This window comes from Chlorogloea sp. CCALA 695 (assembly GCF_003003885.1).
GTDB lineage: Bacteria > Cyanobacteriota > Cyanobacteriia > Cyanobacteriales > Chroococcidiopsidaceae > Aliterella.
Genome location: NZ_PVWN01000067.1, coordinates 1 through 22,008, shown reverse-complemented (window position 1 = coordinate 22,008; position 22,008 = coordinate 1). Strand labels below are relative to the sequence as shown.

General features: G+C 43.4%; 26 protein-coding genes and 1 pseudogene. 8 read left to right on the top strand and 19 right to left on the bottom strand.

Annotated elements, in window-relative coordinates; genetic code table 11:
- The first annotated feature begins 125 nt into the window (after positions 1 to 125).
- Complete coding sequence (locus C7B70_RS21805) at positions 126 to 341, top strand: hypothetical protein (protein ID WP_106371055.1); 216 nt, start codon at positions 126 to 128, stop codon at positions 339 to 341.
- A 217-nt stretch (positions 342 to 558) separates the two neighbouring features.
- Here the strand turns inward: C7B70_RS21805 and C7B70_RS21800 are convergent, their stop codons facing one another.
- The 3 genes from C7B70_RS21800 to C7B70_RS21790 form a co-directional block, all read right to left on the bottom strand.
- A complete protein-coding gene (locus tag C7B70_RS21800; protein ID WP_106371054.1) occupies positions 559 to 834 on the bottom strand; it encodes a hypothetical protein in 276 nt (91 codons plus the stop codon).
- Complete coding sequence (locus tag C7B70_RS21795; protein ID WP_106371053.1) at positions 831 to 2,015, bottom strand: hypothetical protein; 1,185 nt, start codon at positions 2,013 to 2,015, stop codon at positions 831 to 833. The genes C7B70_RS21800 and C7B70_RS21795 overlap by 4 nt, the downstream gene beginning before the upstream one ends.
- Positions 2,016 to 2,092: 77 nt before the next feature.
- Positions 2,093 to 2,539: a hypothetical protein gene (locus C7B70_RS21790; protein ID WP_199192437.1), complete on the bottom strand. Its 447-nt coding sequence runs from the start codon at positions 2,537 to 2,539 to the stop codon at positions 2,093 to 2,095.
- 101 nt (positions 2,540 to 2,640) lie between these two features.
- Here C7B70_RS21790 and C7B70_RS21785 point away from each other — a divergent pair, with 101 nt between their 5' ends.
- The 3 genes from C7B70_RS21785 to C7B70_RS21775 all read left to right on the top strand — a co-directional run bounded on the left by C7B70_RS21785 (position 2,641) and on the right by C7B70_RS21775 (position 5,130).
- Positions 2,641 to 2,961: a hypothetical protein gene (locus C7B70_RS21785; protein WP_233221053.1), complete on the top strand. Its 321-nt coding sequence runs from the start codon at positions 2,641 to 2,643 to the stop codon at positions 2,959 to 2,961.
- Positions 2,962 to 3,165: 204 nt separating this feature from the next.
- Positions 3,166 to 4,137 (top strand): aldo/keto reductase, encoded by a 972-nt coding sequence (locus C7B70_RS21780; RefSeq protein ID WP_106371052.1) that lies wholly within the window; start codon positions 3,166 to 3,168, stop codon positions 4,135 to 4,137.
- A gap of 48 nt (positions 4,138 to 4,185) precedes the next feature.
- The gene (locus C7B70_RS21775; protein WP_233221051.1) at positions 4,186 to 5,130 is read left to right on the top strand and encodes an SMP-30/gluconolactonase/LRE family protein; all 945 of its coding nucleotides are present in this window, start codon (positions 4,186 to 4,188) and stop codon (positions 5,128 to 5,130) included.
- 26 nt (positions 5,131 to 5,156) lie between these two features.
- Here C7B70_RS21775 and C7B70_RS21770 read toward each other — a convergent pair whose 3' ends face one another.
- Together C7B70_RS21770 and C7B70_RS21765 are read right to left on the bottom strand one after the other, a co-directional pair.
- The gene (locus tag C7B70_RS21770; RefSeq protein ID WP_106371050.1) at positions 5,157 to 5,345 is read right to left on the bottom strand and encodes a hypothetical protein; all 189 of its coding nucleotides are present in this window, start codon (positions 5,343 to 5,345) and stop codon (positions 5,157 to 5,159) included.
- Positions 5,346 to 5,465: 120 nt separating this feature from the next.
- Entirely contained in the window at positions 5,466 to 6,830 is a 1,365-nt protein-coding gene (locus C7B70_RS21765) for a DUF2252 family protein (protein WP_106371049.1), read from the bottom strand.
- A 260-nt stretch (positions 6,831 to 7,090) separates the two neighbouring features.
- On the opposite strand from C7B70_RS21765, the gene C7B70_RS21760 reads away from it, so the two are divergent.
- The 3 genes from C7B70_RS21760 to C7B70_RS21750 all read left to right on the top strand — a co-directional run bounded on the left by C7B70_RS21760 (position 7,091) and on the right by C7B70_RS21750 (position 14,088).
- The gene (locus C7B70_RS21760) at positions 7,091 to 9,313 is read left to right on the top strand and encodes a GAF domain-containing protein (protein ID WP_106371048.1); all 2,223 of its coding nucleotides are present in this window, start codon (positions 7,091 to 7,093) and stop codon (positions 9,311 to 9,313) included.
- Between the two features lie 456 nt (positions 9,314 to 9,769).
- A complete protein-coding gene (locus C7B70_RS21755) occupies positions 9,770 to 12,313 on the top strand; it encodes a GTPase (RefSeq protein ID WP_106371047.1) in 2,544 nt (847 codons plus the stop codon).
- A 23-nt stretch (positions 12,314 to 12,336) separates the two neighbouring features.
- Complete coding sequence (locus C7B70_RS21750; RefSeq protein ID WP_106371046.1) at positions 12,337 to 14,088, top strand: GTPase; 1,752 nt, start codon at positions 12,337 to 12,339, stop codon at positions 14,086 to 14,088.
- A 696-nt stretch (positions 14,089 to 14,784) separates the two neighbouring features.
- Here C7B70_RS21750 and C7B70_RS21740 read toward each other — a convergent pair.
- The 14 genes and pseudogenes from C7B70_RS21740 to C7B70_RS21685 form a co-directional block, all read right to left on the bottom strand.
- On the bottom strand, positions 14,785 to 15,144 hold the full coding sequence (locus C7B70_RS21740; protein WP_199192436.1) for a DUF6632 domain-containing protein: 360 nt from the start codon (positions 15,142 to 15,144) through the stop codon (positions 14,785 to 14,787).
- Between the two features lie 285 nt (positions 15,145 to 15,429).
- On the bottom strand, positions 15,430 to 15,909 hold the full coding sequence (locus tag C7B70_RS21735; RefSeq protein WP_106371043.1) for an SRPBCC domain-containing protein: 480 nt from the start codon (positions 15,907 to 15,909) through the stop codon (positions 15,430 to 15,432).
- Positions 15,910 to 15,929: 20 nt separating this feature from the next.
- The gene (locus C7B70_RS21730) at positions 15,930 to 16,253 is read right to left on the bottom strand and encodes a metalloregulator ArsR/SmtB family transcription factor (protein ID WP_106371042.1); all 324 of its coding nucleotides are present in this window, start codon (positions 16,251 to 16,253) and stop codon (positions 15,930 to 15,932) included.
- Between the two features lie 305 nt (positions 16,254 to 16,558).
- Positions 16,559 to 16,861: a hypothetical protein gene (locus tag C7B70_RS21725; protein ID WP_106371041.1), complete on the bottom strand. Its 303-nt coding sequence runs from the start codon at positions 16,859 to 16,861 to the stop codon at positions 16,559 to 16,561.
- Positions 16,858 to 17,688, bottom strand: coding sequence for a hypothetical protein (locus C7B70_RS21720; protein ID WP_106371040.1), 831 nt, complete (start codon positions 17,686 to 17,688; stop codon positions 16,858 to 16,860). Before C7B70_RS21720 ends, C7B70_RS21725 begins: the two co-directional genes overlap by 4 nt.
- A 24-nt stretch (positions 17,689 to 17,712) precedes the next feature.
- Positions 17,713 to 17,838: a hypothetical protein gene (locus C7B70_RS28490; protein ID WP_255409365.1), complete on the bottom strand. Its 126-nt coding sequence runs from the start codon at positions 17,836 to 17,838 to the stop codon at positions 17,713 to 17,715.
- A gap of 3 nt (positions 17,839 to 17,841) precedes the next feature.
- Entirely contained in the window at positions 17,842 to 18,063 is a 222-nt protein-coding gene (locus C7B70_RS26110) for a hypothetical protein (RefSeq protein WP_146134131.1), read from the bottom strand.
- A gap of 58 nt (positions 18,064 to 18,121) precedes the next feature.
- Positions 18,122 to 18,484, bottom strand: a complete 363-nt coding sequence (locus C7B70_RS27995; RefSeq protein WP_106371039.1) for a hypothetical protein — start codon at positions 18,482 to 18,484, stop codon at positions 18,122 to 18,124.
- Positions 18,485 to 18,580: 96 nt separating this feature from the next.
- Positions 18,581 to 18,916, bottom strand: coding sequence for a hypothetical protein (locus C7B70_RS27990; RefSeq protein ID WP_233221050.1), 336 nt, complete (start codon positions 18,914 to 18,916; stop codon positions 18,581 to 18,583).
- 74 nt (positions 18,917 to 18,990) lie between these two features.
- Complete coding sequence (locus C7B70_RS21705) at positions 18,991 to 19,218, bottom strand: type II toxin-antitoxin system HicA family toxin (RefSeq protein ID WP_106371038.1); 228 nt, start codon at positions 19,216 to 19,218, stop codon at positions 18,991 to 18,993.
- Positions 19,202 to 19,420 (bottom strand): type II toxin-antitoxin system HicB family antitoxin, encoded by a 219-nt coding sequence (locus C7B70_RS21700; protein ID WP_106371037.1) that lies wholly within the window; start codon positions 19,418 to 19,420, stop codon positions 19,202 to 19,204. The genes C7B70_RS21705 and C7B70_RS21700 overlap by 17 nt, the downstream gene beginning before the upstream one ends.
- Before the next feature lie 39 nt (positions 19,421 to 19,459).
- Positions 19,460 to 19,675: a hypothetical protein gene (locus C7B70_RS21695; protein ID WP_106371036.1), complete on the bottom strand. Its 216-nt coding sequence runs from the start codon at positions 19,673 to 19,675 to the stop codon at positions 19,460 to 19,462.
- Between the two features lie 143 nt (positions 19,676 to 19,818).
- Positions 19,819 to 20,088, bottom strand: coding sequence for a helix-turn-helix domain-containing protein (locus C7B70_RS21690; RefSeq protein ID WP_106371035.1), 270 nt, complete (start codon positions 20,086 to 20,088; stop codon positions 19,819 to 19,821).
- A gap of 185 nt (positions 20,089 to 20,273) precedes the next feature.
- Positions 20,274 to 20,997 (bottom strand): annotated as a pseudogene (locus tag C7B70_RS21685) (IS1 family transposase).
- 340 nt (positions 20,998 to 21,337) lie between these two features.
- Here C7B70_RS21685 and C7B70_RS21680 point away from each other — a divergent pair.
- Positions 21,338 to 21,886: a hypothetical protein gene (locus C7B70_RS21680; protein WP_106371034.1), complete on the top strand. Its 549-nt coding sequence runs from the start codon at positions 21,338 to 21,340 to the stop codon at positions 21,884 to 21,886.
- The last annotated feature ends 122 nt before the right edge of the window (positions 21,887 to 22,008 follow it).

The window sequence follows — 22,008 nt, the reverse complement described above, 5'->3', positions numbered from 1 at the left end:
TGATTCATTACCTCAAGTTTGGAGATGTCCCTATTCCTGATCGTGCTTAGTCATTCATCCCTCGATTCAGCAACGCCCAAAATCTTACTGAAACTGCGGCAGAGATTCAAAAACTCCTTGAGCAATTGTCTCAAACCTACTCAACAGAAACGGTTTTAGGTCGAATGCAACTAGCAACAGAAGCAGTTACCCGTATTGAAGGCAATGCAGACTTAATGCAACGTGTAATTAGTGCATTCCAAGCGGGTGGTATATCTGCGTTGGAGCAATTGCTTAATCATCCTGCTGCAAGTTTCGTGGTTGCTGCCATGAAAGATTGGCAAAAGAATAAAGGTACATAGCTGCCTTCCTCTAAGATCCAGCACTCCACAAGTTCCACAAGTTCACGACAGTGGATGGACGAAAGCCATTAGTGAGGTTGCGGAAGGTAGTTGCCACCGCTCTCATAATGATAGCAGGCAGCAATTGCACTTCGGCTACTAATTTTAAAATACAAAGGTATTTAGTATGTAAGAAGAAAATTGCCCTTTTCTAGAACGATCGCTTCCACTAACTTCCCTAATGCAGTGACTTAAACCTCATTTTAATGATCTTGCCCACTAACGAACCATCTGTCTCAGAAACGACATTTCCCTCCTCATCCTGGAATACAAGCTTTTGCACTATATCCGTAACAGTTGCCTTAGTATTAGGGTCATCGATCAGCACTAGAAATTCACGCCCGTATTTCTGGGCAAGTCTTTGACGTTGAGACTCGGTTTGCCGCCGCACCGCTTGTAGCTCTGCCTCTAGTTGGGCAATGCGCTTTCTGAGGCTCTGTGTACAATCGCTCATAGTACCTCTCCCCCAGCAACGCCCTCAACCTCCGCCCACGACAGACCGCGCAACTGGCTCCACAGTCCTTGACCACCGCCGACAAAATGCACCATGATATCGCCATCCTGGGAGTGCGAGTATTGCATCAGCCGCCTTTTGATTGCTTCATCTGCCCATTCTTTCCAGCCACATCCAGGTTTAGTCAGCGATGGCTTCTGTCCAGATTTAACGGCGTGGATGAACAAGCCAATCCCCGGTTTATTTTTCCAAGTAGCAATCGCCTGTTGAAAATACTCCAAAGCATCATTAACCCGATCCCGATAGCGGTCAAGAGCAGAATTAAGGATAGTATTGAGGCGCAGGCTGTCTACCGATTCGTTAGTCAGCGCCGACAAACGGGTAAGCAGTTGAGTACGGGCAGGAGATTCCAATGCTGGTGATCGCATTGCTACTTGATCTGTGCAATCGCTATTTGGTTGAGAAGGCTGGTTAGCTGGGGCAGGTTGAGGTAAGCAGTTAGTTTGTTTATTGGCTAAGGGTCGGACAGAATTAGACAAGTCAGACTTTGCTGCAGGAGATTCTTTGCAAGGCAAGCCATCAAAATCGTTTTGGATATGATCGCTAGGGGCGGAACGTAGATCCAGAGCAAAATTTTTCTGTTCCTTACTTGCCAATTCGTCTTTAGCTACGGGCGAAGTGCAGGATTTAAGTATGACCGTATTTCTTGTTGGCTTTTTTTCTTCCCTCTCCTGGCTTTGGAGGGAGGTATTTTCTGAAGTAGTAAATGCTGTAATCTCTGTAGATGAACTGCTCAAAACAGCTACATCGAGGTGTTCGATTTGAGCAGATCGAATGTCTTGATTTGAACAAATGCTGAAAATCAATACTTCCAGCCGTCGGTAATTAATGCTGTACCACTTGGTCTGATTCCAGCGTCGTTGCTCAAACCGTTCAGTTAGGAGTAGATTCAATCCCTCTAATCGAGCTATCGCCCTGCGGATTGCACTCAAGCTCAAGAAAGGGAACTGCTCTTGCCATGCTTGGTAAGTATTGTAAATCCACAGGCAGCCATTGATAAGATGGTTCGACCTTTCCAACCAGTAGTGGACTTGCTGAAGGATAACAGCTTCGTGTAAGCCGATTTCCTTAGCTAAAGCTGGCGAGATAAGTAAGGGGTGTGGGGCAAGTGATGTAGTCATTTAGCTTACCTCCTTGGCTAGTTTATGTCTGATGGATAAAAAAGAAGCTACTGGGAAAAAGAAATAATTACGTTGTCTCATCTTCCACCTCCTTCCCCAAGCAAAAGCTGACGATTGCCCACCTGGTAAGCAAATAAGCGCTGAACTTGTGATAAAAGCTGTCGAGGTAACTTTAGAGTAGGGTGAGCCGTTAGCTCTTTTGACCAAGCACCAGAATCTTTACCTAGCTGGACTGAATTGAGCCACTGCCAGGTTTGCTCGTTGTTCTTGAAGCCCAAGCGCTTTGTTAAGTAGCCGATGGTTAAACCGTCGCTTTGGGCAAGGACTCGTCCAGTTTTAGGATCAACAGCAATAGTCTTCTCAATGACTTCGGTGTGGGTAAGGATTGCATCAGGCTTACCCAGGATTAACGCTACCATACCGGTACCATGAAGGTTAGCGATCGCATTAGTGGCTTGCATCAGCCGCTCTTGAGTACGGGCAGTCGATTCTTGGGCGCGGGCTAACTCAAGTTCTAATCTCATTCTGCTGCGGGCAAAGCACGTTCATCTATAACCTTAGTGCCTTGTTCTGCCCTCAGGCACAGCGCTAGCCTTATGGTCAGGTAGTATTTCAGGTAAAGTAAATGTCATCTCAATTAAATAGCGAAGCCCAGAAAATGGAGACGAAAGGAGTTACACTGTTCGACCGCACTTTTCGGGACGGTGAAGGCAACATTGTTATAGCTCAGATGCCTAACCTGCCCCTGATAGTTGGGCTAGGGGCGATCGTACTTCAATTGATTCTTCCAGGCGGTAAACTCCAAACAGGCGCAGACTTAATAGCATTCGGCGCGTTATTTACTTGGGCATGGCAGGAAGTTTTCGCGGGAGTTAATTATTTTCGTCGCGCGCTCGGCATGATTGTGTTAGTAGGCATAGTTGCACTAAAACTTAGCCTTTATTAAGCGTAGACTAGATGCTTTTGCTGAGGAACAATCGCGTAAGTGGAGGCAGAGTGCTGTAGCGAAATCCTCCCGTTGAGGGCTGGTCGTAACTGCTAGCCCACGCTATCATCCAATATTTCCGCAGCAATTGTCTAATTTCCGCTCAACTTTAAGCTTGATAAAAAAGACCCCCAGGTAGTGTCAGAATGTTTACAACGAGGAAACATGGCAGAAAAAACAACGCGGCGCAATTTTTTAATTACCAGCGTGGCTGTAGCTGGCGGTACTGTGGGAATAAGTAGCCTACTACAAAAGAAAACGTCTAAGGCTGCTAAATCACCAGCAATAATGCCAGAGCGAGTGTTAGGACGCACGGAGGTAAAAGTTCCTATCTTTGGCTTGGGCGGTGCGGGAACAAAAACACCGCTCGATAAAGAGGATAGAGAAGGTGAGGCTTTAGCAATTATTGAAAGAGCCTTGGAACTAGGTATCCGTTATCTTGACACTGCCGCTAGCTATGGAGCTAATGAGATTTATTTAGGGAAGGTGCTGCCATCCTACCGCTCAAAGATATTTCTAGCTAGTAAGACTTATGAGAAAGAGCGCGATGGTGCATGGAGAGAATTAGAACGCTCTCTCAAACGGCTCAATACGGACTATTTGGATTTATGGCAGTTGCATAGCGTCGCTTCACCCGAACACGTAGAAAAAATCTTTGGCACTAATGGCGCAATTAAAGCTTTAGAAGAAGCTAAAGAGCAAAAAATTGTCAAGTTTAGTGGTGTCACGGGACATCACGAACCGGATGTAATAGTTGAAGCTATGCGCCGCTACCCTTTTGATACAACTCTAATTCCGGTAAATGCGGCAGACAAACATCATCAAAGACCATACTTTCCTATAGTTTTACTGTTAGCTCGGCAACAAAATGTAGGAGTCATCGCCATGAAAGTGCCTGCTTACGGGAAGTTGTTTCAACCTGGTGGCTTGACAGGGATTGAGCAAGCAATGGGCTATAGTTTATCGCAACCTGGCGTGCATTGTTGCGTGATTTCTACTGATGATGTGCAGCAATTAGAAGAAAATGTCAAAGTAGCTCGTGCTTTTGAGCAACTGAGCAATAGACAACTAGCAGCACTTGAAAAACGCACAGTCAAAATCTGGCAGGACAGCACGTTCTATCGAGCTTGGGGCTAGTATAGCCACAGGTGGGTCAGACTTAAATTTCTAGCGAGGATAGTAATTGTGAAGAAATCTACCTGGCAAACAATTATATGCGGTTGCATACTTAGTATATTAACTGTACAGCACAGCAATGTTTATAGCTTAAGTAGTCTGCAAGAAGTCGCTTATAGCAATGCAAAAGTAGAAAAACTTTCTGGTGGCTTCAAGTTTATAGAAGGACCCGTCTGGGATAGACGTGGTTTCCTCTTATTTAGTGATATCAGTGCCAACACTATATATAAATGGACTCCTAACGGTCAGACTTCCATATTTCGTTATCCTGCTGGACGAGCTAACGGCAATACACTGGATCTCGAAGGACGCTTAATTACTGCTGAACAAGATCGCCGTCTTGTACGTACTGAGCAGAACAATACATTAACCGTTTTGACTGAGCGTTACGGGGGCAAGCAACTGAACAGCCCAAATGATGTTGTCGTTAAATCAGATGGTAGCATTTATTTCACCGATCCTCCTTATGGTATCAGCAAAGAAAAGGAAGAACTCGGCTTTTATGGAGTTTATCGGCGCTCGCCAAATGGAACTTTAATATTGCTAACAAACGAGATGGTACGTCCTAATGGACTAGCTTTTTCACCAGACGAGAAAAAGCTCTATGTCAGTGATTCGGAAAACGGACACATCCGTGTCTTTCAAGTCAACTCAGATGGTAAGCTGAGTGAGGGCAGAGTTTTTGCACAGTTGAAAGGACCAGAAAACAAAGGTGTACCCGATGGCATGAAAGTGGATGTACAAGGCAATGTCTACTGTAGTGGTTTGGGTGGATTATGGGTCTTGTCACCAACTGGTCAACTGCTGGGCAAGATTATAGTGCCAGAGGTGGTAACGAACTTAGCTTGGGGGGATAAGGATTACAAATCGCTTTACATTACAGCAACTGGAAGTCTCTACCGGATTCGTCTCAATGTAGCAGGTGTACAACCAGGCAAATCAGGCTTGCCTTAACTGACAACTTCATTGAAGTAGTTTAACTACTCTTTTACCAATGCTTTGTCGATAATGACTGCTACTGCATTGCGGTCGCCATCAATCAGCGCTAGGAATTTACGTGCGTATTTCTGGGCAAGGCTTTGGCGTTGGGCTGGCGATTGTTTCCTTAACGCGCGGACTTCAGTTTCTAGTTGGACAATGCGTTTTTTGAGGGGTTGGATACGATCCACTCATAGATTTTTCCTCTAGCAACGCGCTCAACCACAGACCAAGACAATGACCGTAACTGACTCCACAGCCCTTAACTACCGCCGATAAAATGCACATCGTTTCGAGAACTCTTTTATTTTTTAGGCATCCTCTAAAATAGTAGCCCTATCTTCCCAATCCTTGAGTAATTTGTCTGCCATATTATTAGCCAATTTTTTAAGCCAGTCCTTATCTTGATTCTGTTTCTGTAAGTCTTTACTCACGTCACCAAGCGGAATGTGAACGTTCGCGACTTCGCGACCCATAGCTTGCCACAGTTGGTTTTCTAAACCCTCACTTTTCGGTAAATCTTTTAGTTTGACTTTACCGGAATCCGGAGCAAGGCGGCGCACAATCCAGCTGTTTTTTACGGAGCCAAGGTGAATCCGCACCCACGGATCCCGCGCCCGCACAACCTGACGTAGCGCTTCGTCGTAGAGAATCTCAATGGTGTCTTGCCTCTCTTCATCCCACCACAACCAAGCTGATGGGGCGAGAGCCTTCGCCTCTCGTACAAGAATACCACCATGCCAGTCTTCTACAATAGCCGTGAAGCGCTGTCGCCCCAAGCTACCCAGTCCTGCGTCACGCTTGCCGAGCCGAAATGAAATTCCTGGTTCTGGCATAGATAGCCTCAATGCCTCCCAAGCTGAACGGGGAACACTACTGTTCACGTACTCTAAAGCATTGCTCTCTTTAAAAAACTCATCAAAATCGTCTTCGGGGTCCTCGTCCGTGTCCCTGTCCTTCTCCCGAAGCTTGTTTAAAACAATCTCTCGCAGCCAGTCATGTTCCTCAGCAAGGACGAAGGGTTTGCGACCGCTATACCTCCTGCTACCGTTAACGCTAGTATCTTCAAGCTGAACCTCTAAGCCGTTGGAATAGCCTGTAACTATAGACTGGCAAGTTTTTGAGAATGCGTTATCTACGCGCTCCTTAACCTTCTCTTGGAACTTATTGTAGTGTTTCTTCATTTGTTCGCTACGGGCTTTTTTTGATAGTTCCTTTAGTTCTTGAAGCTCCAGAATAGCCTGCTCTTCTATGGCAAACCGGGCGCTAGTCGCTAGGCGTACAAGGTCATTCGCGTAGGGAAGATAACAGCACTCATCGAAGTCATTTACACCCCACACAAGACGACCTTCAGCATCGCGCCAGGTGCCAAAGTTCTCTACGTGTAGGTCTCCCACGCCCAGTACCAATGGCAAGTGGTAATTCAAGTCTGCGCTGAGTTCCGACCAGTGCTGCGTCCATCGGTAGAAAGTGGCGCGCAAAAACTCAAATGGAGTAGTCTCAGCGATCCTTATATGTCGTTTTTCTATTTCTTCGGGTACGAGTATTACCTTTGTAGCTAACCAATTTAGATAGCTTTTACTTGCCTTTTTGAATGATTTCAACTTAGCTCTCTCTTTATTCTTGTGAATATACAGTCTTTTGAAAGTATATTTTGTAAATATAGCGGTTGCCATGTGTACTAGGATAAGTTATGGGCTTTCAACCTAAATTTGTTAGGGATTGGTCTAAAAAAGTTAGGATTAAACCAGAACAGTTAGGGGTAGCAATCCTCACCATTAATTGCCCTCGCGAACAACCGCACTAAGAGTAATCTCTGGGACTTAAGTAGATTTTGGGGCTGTTACAGCGATTGGGTAAATCCAACTTTGAGCCACAAAATAAGTTATTTCTAGAGGATTAGACAGCTTCAAACATTTAAGCAAACTTCTGAAATATGAATTTAGACGAATTTTCCCAGCAGATAGAAGAATTGCGTTCGCGCGTAGCTGCACTGCTACAGAGGACTAATTCGTCGCCGATATCAGAGCAAAAGCAGGTAGCAGTAGCTTTCGAGCAACTTCAAATTGCCTTAAAAAATCTGGAGGGAGCCGAGGCGGAAGAGGTACTGCGACAGCAAACCGAGCGAGAGCGCTTAGTAGTAAAAATTGCCCAACGTATTCGTCAGTCTTTAAATCTAGAAGAGATTTTGAATACCACAGTGTCCGAGGTGCGGCAATTTCTTCAGGCAGATCGGGTGTTTATTTACCGCTTTGAACCAGATTGGGGTGGGCTTGTAGTCGTAGAATCTGTAAGCGATGACTGGAAACCTATATTAGGCAGCCGACTCAAAGACCCCACTTTTGTGGAGAGCTATGTCCAACCTTACAAACAAGGTCGTATCCAAGCTACAGAGGATATTTATGCAGGGGAGCTAACCCCATGTTATGTCGATTTTCTGGCAGAGTTTCAAGTTAGAGCCGCCTTAATAGTACCAATCTTGCAAGGGGAACAGCTATGGGGATTACTCGAAGCTAATCAGTGTTCATCACCTCGGCAATGGCAGCAGTTGGAAATCAATCTGCTCAAGCAATTGGCAACGCAAGTAGCGATCGCCATCCAGCAATCCACACTTTTTGAGCAGATCCAAACCGAACTTAATGAACGCAAGCAGGCGGAACAGACAATCCGGGAACAAGCTGCCCTGCTCAATGTGGCAACAGATGCCATTTTCGTTTGCGATCTTAAAAACAAAATCTTATTCTGGAATAAAGGTGCGGAGCGTCTGTACGGTTGGATGGCACAAGAAGCCGAAGGCAACAGAATCAACGAACTAATGGACCAGAACATTGCCGTCAAACTCGAAGATGTCCATAATGTGCTTGCCGAGGGTGGATCGTGGCAGGGTGAACTAGATCAAGTCACTAAAGAAGGCAAGGAAGTTATTGTCTTTAGCCGCTGGACACTTGTGCGCGACCAAGAGCAAAGACCAAAATCGCTCCTCGTCGTCAATACCAATATCACTGAGAAAAAACAACTCGAAGTGCAGTTTTTGCGCGCCCAGCGTCTAGAAAGCCTTGGCACCCTAGCCAGTGGTATGGCTCACGACCTGAACAATGTCCTGACACCAATTCTCATGTCAGTACAACTGCTGTTGCTAAAGTTCCCAGATTTGTCCACTCAGCAGCTGCTGGAGACACTGGAAATCAATGTAAAACGCGGGGCTGGTTTGGTCAAGCAAGTCCTGTCGTTTGCACGTGGAGTTGAAGGCGAACGCATGACACTACAAGTCCAGCATCTAATATTAGAAATTGAGCAGATTGCCAAACAGACATTTCCCAAATCTATCGAAGTTTATACAGATGTACCGAGCGACCTGTGGACCGTTTCAGGTAATGCCACTCATCTACACCAAGTGTTGATGAACCTTTGCGTCAACGCACGTGATGCAATGCCAAATGGCGGTACCTTGAGTATCAGTGCCGAAAATCTGTTCATCGATACCCACTATGCTCAAATGTATCTTGAAGCTCAAGCAGGTAACTACATTGTAATTACAATCTCTGATACGGGAATGGGAATCACGCCGGAAAACTTGGAGAGGATTTTCGAGCCATTTTTCACAACCAAGGAGTTTGGTGAAGGCACAGGGCTTGGTCTTTCAACGGTGATGGGCATTGTCAAAAACCACGGTGGTTTCGTAGATGTGACGAGCCAAGTGGGAAAAGGAACACAATTTCATGTGTTCTTGCCAGCAGTATCAGTAACACCATCGCCGCCCGCAGATGAATTGGGACCGCCAAAAGGGCATGGAGAATTGATTTTAGTTGTGGATGATGAAGATCCAATTCGCGAGATTACTAGAATAATGTTGGAAAACTTTAATCATCAGGTAAATACAGCCAGTAATGGGAATGAGGCGCTAGCGCTATACGGCCAGCAAAAAAGTGATATTAAAGTGGTACTAATGGATATGATGATGCCATCAATGGACGGTGCAACAACTATCCACACTATGCAAAAAATCAATCCGCAGGTTAAGATCATCGCCGTTAGCGGACTGGCATCAAACGATAAAGTTGTTGAAGCGGCTGGCTTTGGTTCCAAAGCATTTTTGTCGAAGCCCTACACGGCGCAGGAATTACTAAAAACCATTAATGAGGTTTTGAGCGCTTCATAAATAGACAATTAAACAACCGACAGCCTGGTTTGGTCAGGCAGAGCTTCTGCCCAGTTTTAACGGCGTGAATAAACAAGCCGCTCCTTGGTTTATTTTTCCAGGTAGCTAGAGCCTGCTGAAAATACTCCAAAACCTCATTAGCCCGTTCTGGATAGCGGTCAGGAACAGACCCTAATAGGAATTAACCCAGCAAGAGTAAGAACCAACTACGGCGATAAGCGCAGCATGAAATGTCGTTCACCCTAGACTGTTTTTCAATCATGACGTGTAGGTGGAGTATGGCGTTGAATGAGATCGCCTAATCATCAATTTCTACAGCCAACATAATTTTAGTGGTTCTAATTTTGAATGACTACTGCTACTTACACACAAAATTTATTTTTATGTTAGTTATTCCTGGAAAATGGGAATACTGGAGAGTAAGGTTTATTTCCAAGCTCTTTACCTCTAATAGCTATGACCCAAACTCAGCGTGCGCCCGAAAGAAATACTCATGACACAAACACAGCAAGCGATATAGATTACCGCTTTCTTCTACTTGTACACACAGTATGTGCTGATCGGCAGATCCATTCCGAAGAATCAAAAGCTCTGCGTGAATTGTCTTGCCAAGCAAAGATTGGGCAAAGCACTATTGCAGAAATGGAGAAGATCCTAGCTCAAGACGATAACTACCTTTCTTTACAGGAAGTAGCTTGTAGAGTACCGACAGGACAACAAAATGAGGCAATGCGGCAAATTTTGGCGATCGCTTATATTGATGGCTTTTTTGCACCATTAGAGCGGGAAATAGTTGAGCAAGTAGCAAGTATTTGGAATTGGTCTACGGGAGAAATAGATCGAATCATTCAAGAAGCCCAGGAATTTACCACAAAGCGCTCTAGCAGCAATAAGGATGAACAATCAAACTTATCTTTTGCTGCACGGTTCCTAAAAAATGAAAAAAAGTCTGCTCTATCCCGTGCTGTAATCAGTATGGCGACGAAGCTATCACCGGAAACTATTGGGCGCAAAGTTGAGCAACTAGAACGGGAAATTCTGTTATCAGGTCCCGAATATGATGTAGCAATTGAGCAGTGTGCCAAGATTGCCAGCGAAGACTATAACTATACAGAACTAGCTCTTAAAAAGACTAGGGACACGCTTGAACAGTTAGGAGAAAATTTGTCTCAAGCTATGCAAGAGCTATATCGTAAAACTGATGGCAAAGGTAAAGCTAGTAGCGCTAGAGAAGTAGCTACACAACTACATAGTAGTACCCAATCTCTTACTAATGAGATTATTGCAAACCTTGAGCGTGTTAGGGAGTCTACTGCTGCTAAACAACGCGCCCTTAATCATTTTAGTATTGCTTTTATGGGTAAAACTAAGGCAGGTAAAAGCACTCTTCATGCTATTCTTACTCAAAATGGTTGGGAAGCGATCGGCGTAGGAAAGCAACGCACAACTCGTTTTAATCGAGTGTATGAGTGGAAAAATATCCGTATTATTGATACTCCTGGTGTTGGCGCTCCTGGTGGTCAGACAGATGAAGAAGTTGCTGAAAGTGTAATTGAAGAATCTGATGTTATTTGTTATGTAGTTACAAATGACAGTATTCAAGAAACAGAATTTCAATTTCTAAAACTTTTGAAAGAAAAAGCTAAACCATTAATTGTTTTACTTAATGTAAAATACAACCTACGTGACACGCGACGGTTGGAACACTTTTTAAAAGACCCTAATAAACATTTTGAAATGGATGGCAATAGTGGTCTACGTGGACATATTGAGCGGATTCGTCGTTATGCTCAAGATCATTATGCTAACGATTACTTTCCAATTATTCCTATAATGCTTCTTGCCGCGCAATTATCGCATGAACTAGAACATCAAGAATATAAGGATAAACTTTTTTCAGCAAGTAAGATTCAAGATTTCCTTAATTCAATCCGTGAGTCTTTAATAAAATATGGAGCAATTAGGCGATCGCAAACTCTGCTTGGTTCTACAGTAGGTGCAATTGAGCATCCTGGAAAATGGGTAACGCAACAAATGCACATTTATCAACAGTTGGCAGCTACTCTAAAAACGAAGCAAGCAACTATCCAAAAACAAATCCAAACCGCCGCTAAAGACAACCAAGCATCTTTATTGCAACGAATAGAAACAGTTTGTCAAGAAGCTATAAATGCTATCCCTCCTTTTGCTGAAATGAATTGGAAGGCCAACAAAGTGAGCTTGCAAATTGCTTGGGAAAAAAGGCTTGAAGAAATTAAGTTTAACAAACGCTTAAAAGCTGCTTACGAAGAAACTAATAAAAGCTTTGGCAATGATGTTAAAGAAGTAATTGAGGAAGTTGGAAATGAATTACAACTAATAGCAAACTTAGGTAGCAGTGATTTTGATCATAGTGAGCAAGATACAAATAACTTTCGAGATTTATTCAGGATTGGTGGAGGTGTTCTAGGTTTAGTAGGAGCTATACTATTTCTTTTTGCTCCACCTGTAGGTATTGCATTAGGAATTGCAGCTACAGTCGTAGGCGGAATTGCTCAGTTCTTTAAATCACAAGATGATAAGCGCCGGGAAGCGGTGCAAAATATCACAAATTCCTTAAGCTCTCAGATCATTACGCATAGGCAAAATACACTTCAACAAGCCAAAGAGAACTTTACTGAGAATTGTAATTCTGTAGCTACAGCAATTGATACCTACTTTAATGATTTGATCCAAGGGTTAGAAGCGATTTCTACTCATCTTGAATCAGCAAAAAAAAGGTTAGATGACACAGCTAATTATCTTAATCGTGCCTATGCTAAACGGATTGTTGACTGGTCTACCGAACAATATGAGCAGTTGAACGATGAGGGAATAAACAAAACTATCGCTAAAGTTCAAAGAGAGTTTGGAAGTGCTACAACAATTCAAACTAAAGCAGAAGTGCAGCTAAAAAAATCTCAGGAAGAAATGAAACAAATTCTTCAAGAAGATATTTCTATCAAAAATGTTAGTTATTAAAGTAACCAAGGAATAAGGAAGACATGATTGTAAATCAAGAGAAATTCAACGGCGCTGCTATTGGCGAAAAGTTTCAATCTACCTGTAAAAAATTCAACGGCTTGCTAAGTCAAGGTAATACCGAAGAACTAACAAGTATCAATCAAAAGCTGCAAGAAGAATTAAAAGTATATCGAGAGGATGGAGTTATCAAAGTTGCTCTTGTTGGTCAATACAGTGCAGGTAAATCTACTATTATATCGGCCCTTACAGGACGACGCGATATAAAAATTGATTCGGATATTGCCACAGACAAAACTAATAGTTATATTTGGAACGGTATTAATGTAATTGATACACCAGGATTATTTACTGATAGAGAAGACCATGATGAAATAACTTATGAGGCAATCGCCAAAGCCGATTTACTTGTTTTCTGCCTCACGTATATGCTGTTTGATACAGTGACAGTAGAAAATTTCAAAAAGTTAGCTTATGACAAAGGGTATCGTTGGAAAATTATGCTCGTTATCAATAAAATGTCTGATGAAGCAGGAGAAGAAACCGAAAAAATAGCCAATTATCGTCAGAGTCTTGCTGAAGCGCTTAAACCTTTTGCACTTGATGAGTTTCCTCTCTGCTTTATTGATGCTAAAGATCACTGCGAAGGTATTGATTCAACAGATGACTTCTTACTTGATATAAGTCGCTTTTCTACTTTTGTTAACAACCTTAATGAGTTCGTAGATAGCCGTGCTGCTCTCACCCAGTTTGATACACCAGTAAGAATTGCCTTAAGCTATGTAGATCAAGCTCAAGAGATTTTTAGCCGCAACTCTGATAACGGAGATTCAGCATTTTTAGCAATTCTCAATCAATTATCTCGCAGAGTCCGTAAAGAGCGCGATCGCCTACGAACTAAAATTCAGAGCATAGCTCTAGAAATGTCATCAGCAGTTGCCAAGGAAGGCGTGACTCTTGCTACAGCAGTGGGAGTCAGCCAGGACTTTGAAATGCTTAACAAGCAAGCTGAAATTAATGTACAGCAACACTATGAGAGAGCAGAAACTAAATTGCAACAAGTCGTTAATGCAGCAGTTGAAGATATTAAACAAGAGGTTGAAGAAGTATTTTCAAGTTCTTTAATGAAAGCGTTTGTAGCTTGCTTAGATAAAAACCAGAGTGTATCAGCAAAAAATATAGGAGTTGGTTTAAATGTAGAGCAGATTACGAACCAAGTTAATTTGATAAAAGATATTGGAGTGAAAGCCGGAGTTAAATTAACAAATCTAGCCGCTAGACCTTTTGCAAAAACTGCCGGAGATGGCTTTTTACGCTCTATGGATGTAGTTGGAGGTGGCTTACATCAAAGCACTTTGGTTATTGGAAAAATTGTAGGATTTAAGTTCAAGCCTTGGCAAGCTATAGGTATTGCTAAAAATATTGGTAATGCTGCTAGATTCCTCGGTCCGGCTGTGGCACTTGTCTCGGTTGGATTGGACGTATTGCAAATGCAACAAGCACATCAGAGGGAGCAGGAAATGGCGGATATTCGCCGTGAAATTACAAGTGAGTTTCAAAGAATTGCTAAGGATTTAGAAGATCAGCTTCAAATACAACTATGGGATTTTGAACAACAAGTTTACGGAGAAATTGACAAGCAAATTACCCAAGCTCGTCAGCAGGAAGAAAGTGCGATCACATCTTCAGATGAAAGAGTGCAGCAACTTGTAGATATCCGTAAAGACTTTGACTCAATTCTCATTGATATAAAGAAGGTAAGAGAAAACCCTTAACTTATGCTGCATTGCTGCTCTTGAGCTAGATATAGGAGCGCGATCAGTTTTCCTGTTCAATGCCAATCTTTTTAAGTAGCGGTACTATCAGTCCGAAATTCTCCGACTGTGTATGCGCCATTGCATATTAAATGACCCAAATCCCATCCTCAGCTTGACTAATCGTTTTATCCCTCGATTGTCTTGAAAGGGCAATAGGATAGCCACGCTTAAAACTACATTAAGGGAAGTTTGTTTAGCAACTCCCTTAACGTAGTGAATTAAACCTCACCTCGATAATCTTGCCCACCAAAGAACCATCGGTTTGAGAAATGATATTTCCTTCCTCATCCTGAAACACAAGCTTTTGCACTATATCGGTCACAAAAACTTTACAGTTGCGATCACTATCGAGTAATGCTGAAAACTCATGCCTGTAATTCTGAGCAAGTCTTTGACGTTGAGCTTGGGCTTGTTTCCTGAGCGCTCGGACTTCAGTTTCTAATTGGGCAATGCGCTTTTTAGGGGTTGGGTATGATCGCTCATATTACTTCCCCTTTAACAACAAGCTCGACCTCCTACCAAGGCAGGGATCGCAACTAACTCCACAGCCTTGCTCAAGACTTGCGTTCGCTTAGTGTTTGCTCTGCCCAATTGCAAATCATTTGAGATGAAAAAGATTATTTGCAGCCGCTCATCTGTGCCGTTATGCTGCGCTCATTCATGCACTGGTACTACTTCGCGTGGCGCTAGGAAACCAAGGACAATTGCCACCAAGATTAATGCTGGAACATCACCAAGGAGGTGTCCGCGTTCTGCTGAGTCAATCACTGCGTGTACCGTCATGATCAGCCCATGGACAATACTCGACCAAACGGTAAACCAGATTAAACTGCGGTGAGCTTCTGGTTTTCGAGCAGCCCATAGTAAAAAGACACCGAGCGTTGCATAAATGCCAACGATCATCTGTTCGTATTCGTATTGACCTGGTTGCCATGACCATCCCGATGACCAGATTTTCATCAACGGATAGATCAGGAGAAAAGCAATTCCCACCACAACAAGGGCGATTCGCAAGTACCGATGCTGCTTATCCATTACTCCAACCTCCTACTATTTTCAGAGTAGTTTCTACCAATGGAATACCTATTTGTAATGTTATTCTCGCTAGTCACACTTTAACTTTGGAGTGTTAGGAATCTTCATGTTTCGCGTGGTTTAAAGCTGATTCGACACTAAATCGTCCCATCAAAAACTTCAACACAACCAATTATCTAGTGCTTGCTCTGCCCGGTTGTGTTACAAGAACTTGCACCATATTTCTTAAACACAATAACCACAGCTTCCGCGTGCTGCTTGTAATTAATTGTCTAGCTCCAAAAGCTTGCCGAGAGCTTCAACGGACTGCCGCCAGCCGCTTTCCATACCGCTTGCAATCATACCGTCGCGGTCTTCCTGGCTCATTGCTGTGCTATGCGTGCGAATCTCAGTCGTATGTTCATTAATGGCTATAAACTCGGCTTTTTCAAGCATGACATGCCCACGTTCCGACATTCCCAAGAATTCAAACGTCTGCACGATCCGTTCGTCCTTGGCAACTTCATGAAAACAGCCAGTAAACTCATACTCGTCACCATCTTCTGATCGTTCAGCAATGTGCCAACAGCCACCGTCTTTACAATCGAAGTGATACACTTTCATTGGATTACCGCGACACCACCAATTGGCAAAGAGTTCTTCTTTGGTATACGCTTCAAATACCTTTTCTAGCGGAGCGTTGATTGTGACAGTGCCTAGGATATTTTGTGAATTTTCTGGGACTGTTACTTTCAGATGTGCCATATCATTATCCTCCTACTTTGTTACCGATCTTCTAGTAGTTTTTCCAAAGCATCAAAGCGGGCGCTCCAGATTTTTTCATACTCGCCTAGATGCGCTGCGGCTACTTTGATAGTTTTTGGTTGAATCTGAATAACTTTCTCCTTACCACTTCGATGCTTGGTAATGAGTTCTGCTTTCTCCAACACACTGATGTGCTTTGCGATTGCTGCCAAAGACATCGCATAGGATTCCGCCAATTCGCCGATAGTATGTTCTGCTCTCGATACTCGTTTAAGGATATCTCGTCGTGTCACATCGGCGAGAGCGCCAAAAATTCTATCAAGGGCAATATTTGATTCAACCATATGGTTTAATGATATAGCTTGATACAGATCTTGTCAAGCGTCCTGAGCCTCTAGCGTTGGATATAATTGATTCTTACAGATTGCAAGCAGCCCTTCTGATCTGAGGAGCTAATTGTGCGGCATAACGACACAGTTGAGCAGCGACAGGTAAATTACAAACGTAGATGAGAAATTCTGCTCACTGTTCCAAGTAAACGACTGCACTTCTACCATTAAATTTTCATACTCACAAAAATATCTGAATATGAACGCAAAATTAACCAAGCAAGTTGCTGTTCTCTAGACGATCTCCTCCGCTAACTCCCTCAATCTAATGTAAACCTCACCTCAATAAGCTTGCCTACCAAAGAACTATCGGTTTCAGAAATAACATTCCCTTCCTCATCCTGAAACACAAGCTTCTGCACTATGTCGATCACAACCACTTTACAGTTGCGATCGCTATCAACCAGTGATAAGAACTCATATCCACACTTTTGAGCAATCCTTTTACGTTGGGCTTGGGCTTGTTTCCGCACCGCTCGGACTTCAGCCTCTAACTGGGCAATGCGCTTTCTAAGTAAGTGAGGGCGATTGCTTCCAGCACTGCGCTCCGCGCTATCGCTCATACTATTTCTCCTCCACCAGCAATAATCTCAACCTCCGACCACGACAAGGAGCGCAACTGACTCCACAACATTTGACCCCCGCCGATAAAATGCACCATGATGTCCCCGTTATAGGACTGGGAATACTGCATTAATCGGCGCTTAACTGCTTCGTCCGCCCATTCTTTCCAACCAAAAAACGCACAAGGCGGGGCAGCATTCTCGCAAGGTACTCCCTCTTTCAAAGCCTTGACTAGCACCCCTGTTAAATTACATCGCCAGTTTTCTTGTACTGCAATTTTCAGTCTTTCCAGCGCCGCCGGGAAATTAGCCCAATGTGTTTTTATCGCGGTTTTAACCTGTAAATTAGTTTGAACCTCTGGCGATAAACGAGAAATTTGAGTACAAGCGTTTTTCAATTGTTCACCCGTCGGAGGAATTACAATCTTTTGTTCCGGGATAGGTGGATCTTCCTCTTTAACTACCTCCCCAGCAGCAGGCAGGCTGTGTTGTGGTTGTACTTGGGATGAATTAGGAATTAGACTTATGTATGCTGTCGGATTTTCGGCTATCGGCTGCCTAATTTCAGATTCCCGGCTATCTGATTTTCGGCTATCGGCTATCTGATTTTCGGTTGCAGAAATATCAACGGGCGGCGCTAATTCTTGTTTGAGTTTTTCAAAGTCAATGGAGTACGCCCAAATATTGTCAGTTGCCCAGCGCTTGTATGGAGTTTTCCTTAGTATGCCCATCTCGCAAAGTTCTTTGAGATGGCGGAAAACTGTGTCTCTACAGCAGCCAAGAGCTTCGGCTAATTCTTGGTTAATTACATAAACCCAAGGGGGCAATCCTTTCTTTAATTTGCTACTAATTTAACCGTCTAACCAAGACAGGATATACGCTTTGAATTTCTTAACTCCCCTAAACTTACTGAGATATTCAGTCAGAATATTAGTGGGGTGCTGCACTACTCCTAGCACTGCTGAGGTAAAAGTCATCGCTTAACCTCCCTCCAGTTTTTCGCCTGTTTCTGGACTGATGACCCAAAACACGGGAAGACATTTGCACCTGTAGATTGTGCCGTAGTATTCGTCCATACCAGAGACAACCCCAAAGCGATCGCACCTGGGGCAGCGATTGTTTTGTGAATCATAGGCGCTATCGCCCGTCAGCGCATCTAAAACCTGGCGATGGTCACTAGGTTCGTTTAAGAAAGGTGACATAAAATTACCCTAATTTTGAATGTGTAGAAAAACTTGGCTACTTGGAAAAAAGATGCGGTCACTCACCAAGTAATTTTTGTCGGTTTCCTTGCCGTGCTGCCCAAAGCCTGTCTAACTCCGGGACATACTCGAACGGGACGAACTGGCAAGGCGCGGCGGTCATTGCTGGTTGAACCCAATCTTCCTTGCCCATTGATTGAAGCCAGTTAACCAAATCCTGGGGCTTTTTCATGCCGTACCTTTTCGCCAGTTTGGTTTTAGAAAGCCCTTCGTAGGTTCTGACGGGTCTACCGGAGCGATCTACTAAAATATTTTTCTCGACAACAATCGGCGGCTGTTCGACGATCGCCTCTGGTTTGCCCAAGATTAACCCCAGCATCCCCGCGCCGTGCATGGTGACGATGGCGCTGGAGACTTGCATTAGGCGCTCTTGAGATTGGGCGGCGGCTGTCTGGGCTTGGGCAACTTGAAGCTCCAGCTTAAGGCGCTCGATTTCTTGGGATTGGGCGGGGATAATTTATACTGCTTTTTTGGCAATCCGTTCGCACTCTAAAAAATAACGGCGTACTTCTTTACCTTTTGTTGTCCCTGCCATCATTCCCAGAGACTTGAAGCAATCTATAGTGAGATTGATAGATTCAAAACGGACAGAACCTCCGCCCTTATTACCTTCTACACGCTTAACCGTTTGGGTAAGCGTGTAATCTAAGCCTATATTAAAGTTGTTGGTCAGTTTGTTTTTAGCTTTTTGCTTAGTTGAGTAACCAATCCATTTCCAAGCAGCGTCGAAATCTACAGGAAACTGTTCGGTGGATTGTACTAAAGCCAGTGCCAACTCATGGGAAAATTCCATAAGGCTATACCTCTTGTTAAATAGCTTGGGTGTAGTACGGGGCGATCGCTAGTTTTCCAGACGGTGCGATCGTTTCAAAGATTGGCAATAAATTCTTCAGGCGTAACTTGAGCTTGGCGGAGAATGCCTGCTAATGTTCCTATTGCTAGTTGCTGGCTTAGGGGTACAGTACATCCGACTGTACCTTCAGGCGTTAACTTTTTCAGAACTACGTGGCTACCTCTTTGCCTAACTTGGACAAAACCTAAACGCTCTAAGGCACGAATCGCCTCTTGCCCTGAGATTCTAGGCAATCTGGGCATAGCTAGCCTCGAACGTGGTAGTAATAGGTAGATTATTGTCAGGTAGGGGAAACTCCTCTAGGTAAAGTTCTGTAGCTTCCTTAAGGTTAGTAATTGCTTCCTCTACACTTTCTCCTTGACTAACTGTGCCAATTTCAGGGCAGTTGGCTACAAATATATTCTCCTCTTTGTGAATAACGGCGGTAAAAGTTTTAGTAGTCATAAAAACCTCTTAGTTTGATACGAGCAAAGTTTTATTTACTTAATGATTAAACAACCCAAGTTCTAGCTTCAAATGAGCAAGGGGAGTAAGGTCATACTGCTGTGATTCTCCAAGAGCGGCACGAGTATCTTTTTGTATCTCTAATTTTTCCCTCTCTTGTTTTGCTTTAAGAAAACCTAGGAAATCAAGCACCGCCTCTAGTATAGGTTTTGGGTCTTGCTCAATTTCTTGAATTAGTATAAATTTCGTGTCCATGTCCGATCACCTTAAAATGAATCTTGGTATTTTTATCTAGAAGTAACAGCGTACGAAAATTAGACAATTTTACTTATCACTTAGCTTAAAAACGTCGGTAAGAAGCTATTTGGAAGAAAGCAAATAAAGAAGGTTACTCAACATCATTTTTTACTATCTTGCGCTAACGCTTTAACCAAGGCGGCTTTAACCTCCTCATCTAGATCTACTTCTAATGCTTTGCTAAGTGCTTTAAGTGTTTCTCTAGGAATCGATTTTGTAGATTCACCTTCAATTCGATAAAGATTAGCTGAACTCATTCCTGCTAAAGCAGCTAGTTGGGTAGGAGACATATTTTTAGCTTCCCTAAGTTGCCTAATTCGGATGCCTAAACCAGGAATATCAACAGACAGAGTGACAAGCATAGAGTTCATATAATTACATCTCCATTGACTCTACTTAATCATGTGGTTATAAATAACACTCATTAATTATAGTGCGTTACATTCATAGTACAACTTATAAAGTAACGCTTGACAAGTTGCACTATAAAACTGTACTATAAGTATGTGGATGAGGAAAGCAAACAGCCTCAGCCGAGAACAAAAAATAGGTAGTCCTAAATATGTAAGGATTTATTATAGTGGTGGATAAAAAGCCAAATAGCGCCAATATGATTCTCTAGTTTTTTGGAAAATGAAAGCGTCTTTCTAACCAATCGAGCAATACGTTGACGCATGGTACAGTTAAAGCGCTCAATATAGTTAGTCTTGCCTGTTTCCTTGCCAACCGCTTTATGTCTCTTGCTGGGCAAAGTCTGATGGTATGCTTGCCAAAAGTCAGTATATGCGACCGCACATTGTCTACTGGCCCCAGGTAAAGAAAGCCACAAACGTTTTGCTGCCTTGCGTGAACGACTGCCGACATACAACCCCACAATTTCTTTTGTTTCTACGTCCATTGCTAACCAAATCCATTGCTTCAGACTTTTCTTACCCACGAACGACCACATCTCATCACATTGAATTGTCAAGTGTCCTTTTTTTTTGAGCTAACTGCAACTTGTTGAGGTACGGTGCTGTATTTTCCGCGACTCGTAGCTTTGAATCCAAGTTTCAGAGATACCGCTAACTCTACAGATGGCGGCAATTGACAAGCGTTCTAGTAATAGCCTATCAATCAGCTTTTTACTCTCTTCTGTAACTGGACGATTGCGGGGATTTAGCACAAATTGGCGCTTTGCAGTTTCGACATTTATGATTTTGGTTGCCGTTATGGATGAAGCCATTTTTTACTATTCTTTCTGACCCGCATTTTGGACAGCTTAACTTCCCCTCACTCATACAACTCTCTCTACATACTCTTTACACTTATCCTTACATATTTGGCACTACCCAAAAAATAAAGAGTTGCATCCAGAACCGAAATTTGACTAACAACAAAGCAGCAGAGAGCGGAACTGCCTAAACACCGCCCGGAACCTGATAACAGCGAAGCGATGAGCAGTAGCAACGGTCAGAGGAGGAAACGCCCACGACAAGGTTTCATACCCTGCGGACTCCCAAATAGAAAAGCTTTGTTGATTGAAAAATTAATTCAAGCAAACAGCAAAGCTTACAAGCGTATCAACTTTGGACGGGAGATCGCTTGCAGGCTCTGGTTCCTACATACATAGGTAATACCATGCTAACTCAAGAAAAACGTATAACTGAACTCTGCTCTGAATCCACTCCGAAAATCTGGGATAGAGCGACGACAAAAGCAAACATCGGCGATACTATCCATGCTCCTTTTACCCCTGTCATGCAGGTGATCAATAAAGATGTGTATACCGATGGTCGAGTATGGTTAAAGGTCAAACCTACAAACGCTTCTTGCTATACCGAGGAGTGGGTACTAGACCGAGAAGAAGACGACGCGCTACCACCGCCTCCTAATGAGTTTGAGCAGGGGTTCAATCACGGGCGATTGGATGCGATAGATAAGTCAATTCCACTGTATACAGAAGCAGAATGCGAGTATTCCGCAGGATATGTACAAGGCTACAACGCACTAGCCAAGCCTCCTGTACCAACTCCTCCTCCTAAACCCCGAACCTGGTCAGTAACTTATAACCAAACGTGGCAATGGTATGTAGTTTGGGTAGGCGATCGCGCTATTGGTCGAGCCTTTGACCATGAAGAAGCGGAGCGCATTGGGCAGGTGCGATTCGTTGAGTGTGAATCACGGTAATCAGACCGTAATATAACCACTCCAGCCAAGACTTTCACATCTTGCGCTGAACTCTCAGTTTGATGTAGGTGAAAGTCCTACTCGCCAGGTTCAGGCGTGACACCCTATCTGCCTCTACCGAA

Coding starts and splice junctions, on each gene's coding strand:
- C7B70_RS21800 (WP_106371054.1), bottom strand. CDS start 834: ATGAGCGATTGTACACAGAGCCTCAGAAAGCGCATTGCCCAACTAGAG.
- C7B70_RS21795 (WP_106371053.1), bottom strand. CDS start 2,015: ATGACTACATCACTTGCCCCACACCCCTTACTTATCTCGCCAGCTTTA.
- C7B70_RS21790 (WP_199192437.1), bottom strand. CDS start 2,539: ATGAGATTAGAACTTGAGTTAGCCCGCGCCCAAGAATCGACTGCCCGT.
- C7B70_RS21785 (WP_233221053.1), top strand. CDS start 2,641: ATGTCATCTCAATTAAATAGCGAAGCCCAGAAAATGGAGACGAAAGGA.
- C7B70_RS21780 (WP_106371052.1), top strand. CDS start 3,166: ATGGCAGAAAAAACAACGCGGCGCAATTTTTTAATTACCAGCGTGGCT.
- C7B70_RS21765 (WP_106371049.1), bottom strand. CDS start 6,830: ATGGCAACCGCTATATTTACAAAATATACTTTCAAAAGACTGTATATT.
- C7B70_RS21760 (WP_106371048.1), top strand. CDS start 7,091: ATGAATTTAGACGAATTTTCCCAGCAGATAGAAGAATTGCGTTCGCGC.
- C7B70_RS21755 (WP_106371047.1), top strand. CDS start 9,770: ATGACCCAAACTCAGCGTGCGCCCGAAAGAAATACTCATGACACAAAC.
- C7B70_RS21750 (WP_106371046.1), top strand. CDS start 12,337: ATGATTGTAAATCAAGAGAAATTCAACGGCGCTGCTATTGGCGAAAAG.
- C7B70_RS21735 (WP_106371043.1), bottom strand. CDS start 15,909: ATGGCACATCTGAAAGTAACAGTCCCAGAAAATTCACAAAATATCCTA.
- C7B70_RS21730 (WP_106371042.1), bottom strand. CDS start 16,253: ATGGTTGAATCAAATATTGCCCTTGATAGAATTTTTGGCGCTCTCGCC.
- C7B70_RS21725 (WP_106371041.1), bottom strand. CDS start 16,861: ATGAGCGATAGCGCGGAGCGCAGTGCTGGAAGCAATCGCCCTCACTTA.
- C7B70_RS28490 (WP_255409365.1), bottom strand. CDS start 17,838: ATGACTTTTACCTCAGCAGTGCTAGGAGTAGTGCAGCACCCCACTAAT.
- C7B70_RS26110 (WP_146134131.1), bottom strand. CDS start 18,063: ATGTCACCTTTCTTAAACGAACCTAGTGACCATCGCCAGGTTTTAGAT.
- C7B70_RS27995 (WP_106371039.1), bottom strand. CDS start 18,484: ATGCAAGTCTCCAGCGCCATCGTCACCATGCACGGCGCGGGGATGCTG.
- C7B70_RS27990 (WP_233221050.1), bottom strand. CDS start 18,916: ATGGAATTTTCCCATGAGTTGGCACTGGCTTTAGTACAATCCACCGAA.
- C7B70_RS21705 (WP_106371038.1), bottom strand. CDS start 19,218: ATGCCCAGATTGCCTAGAATCTCAGGGCAAGAGGCGATTCGTGCCTTA.
- C7B70_RS21700 (WP_106371037.1), bottom strand. CDS start 19,420: ATGACTACTAAAACTTTTACCGCCGTTATTCACAAAGAGGAGAATATA.
- C7B70_RS21695 (WP_106371036.1), bottom strand. CDS start 19,675: ATGGACACGAAATTTATACTAATTCAAGAAATTGAGCAAGACCCAAAA.
- C7B70_RS21690 (WP_106371035.1), bottom strand. CDS start 20,088: ATGAACTCTATGCTTGTCACTCTGTCTGTTGATATTCCTGGTTTAGGC.
- C7B70_RS21680 (WP_106371034.1), top strand. CDS start 21,338: ATGCTAACTCAAGAAAAACGTATAACTGAACTCTGCTCTGAATCCACT.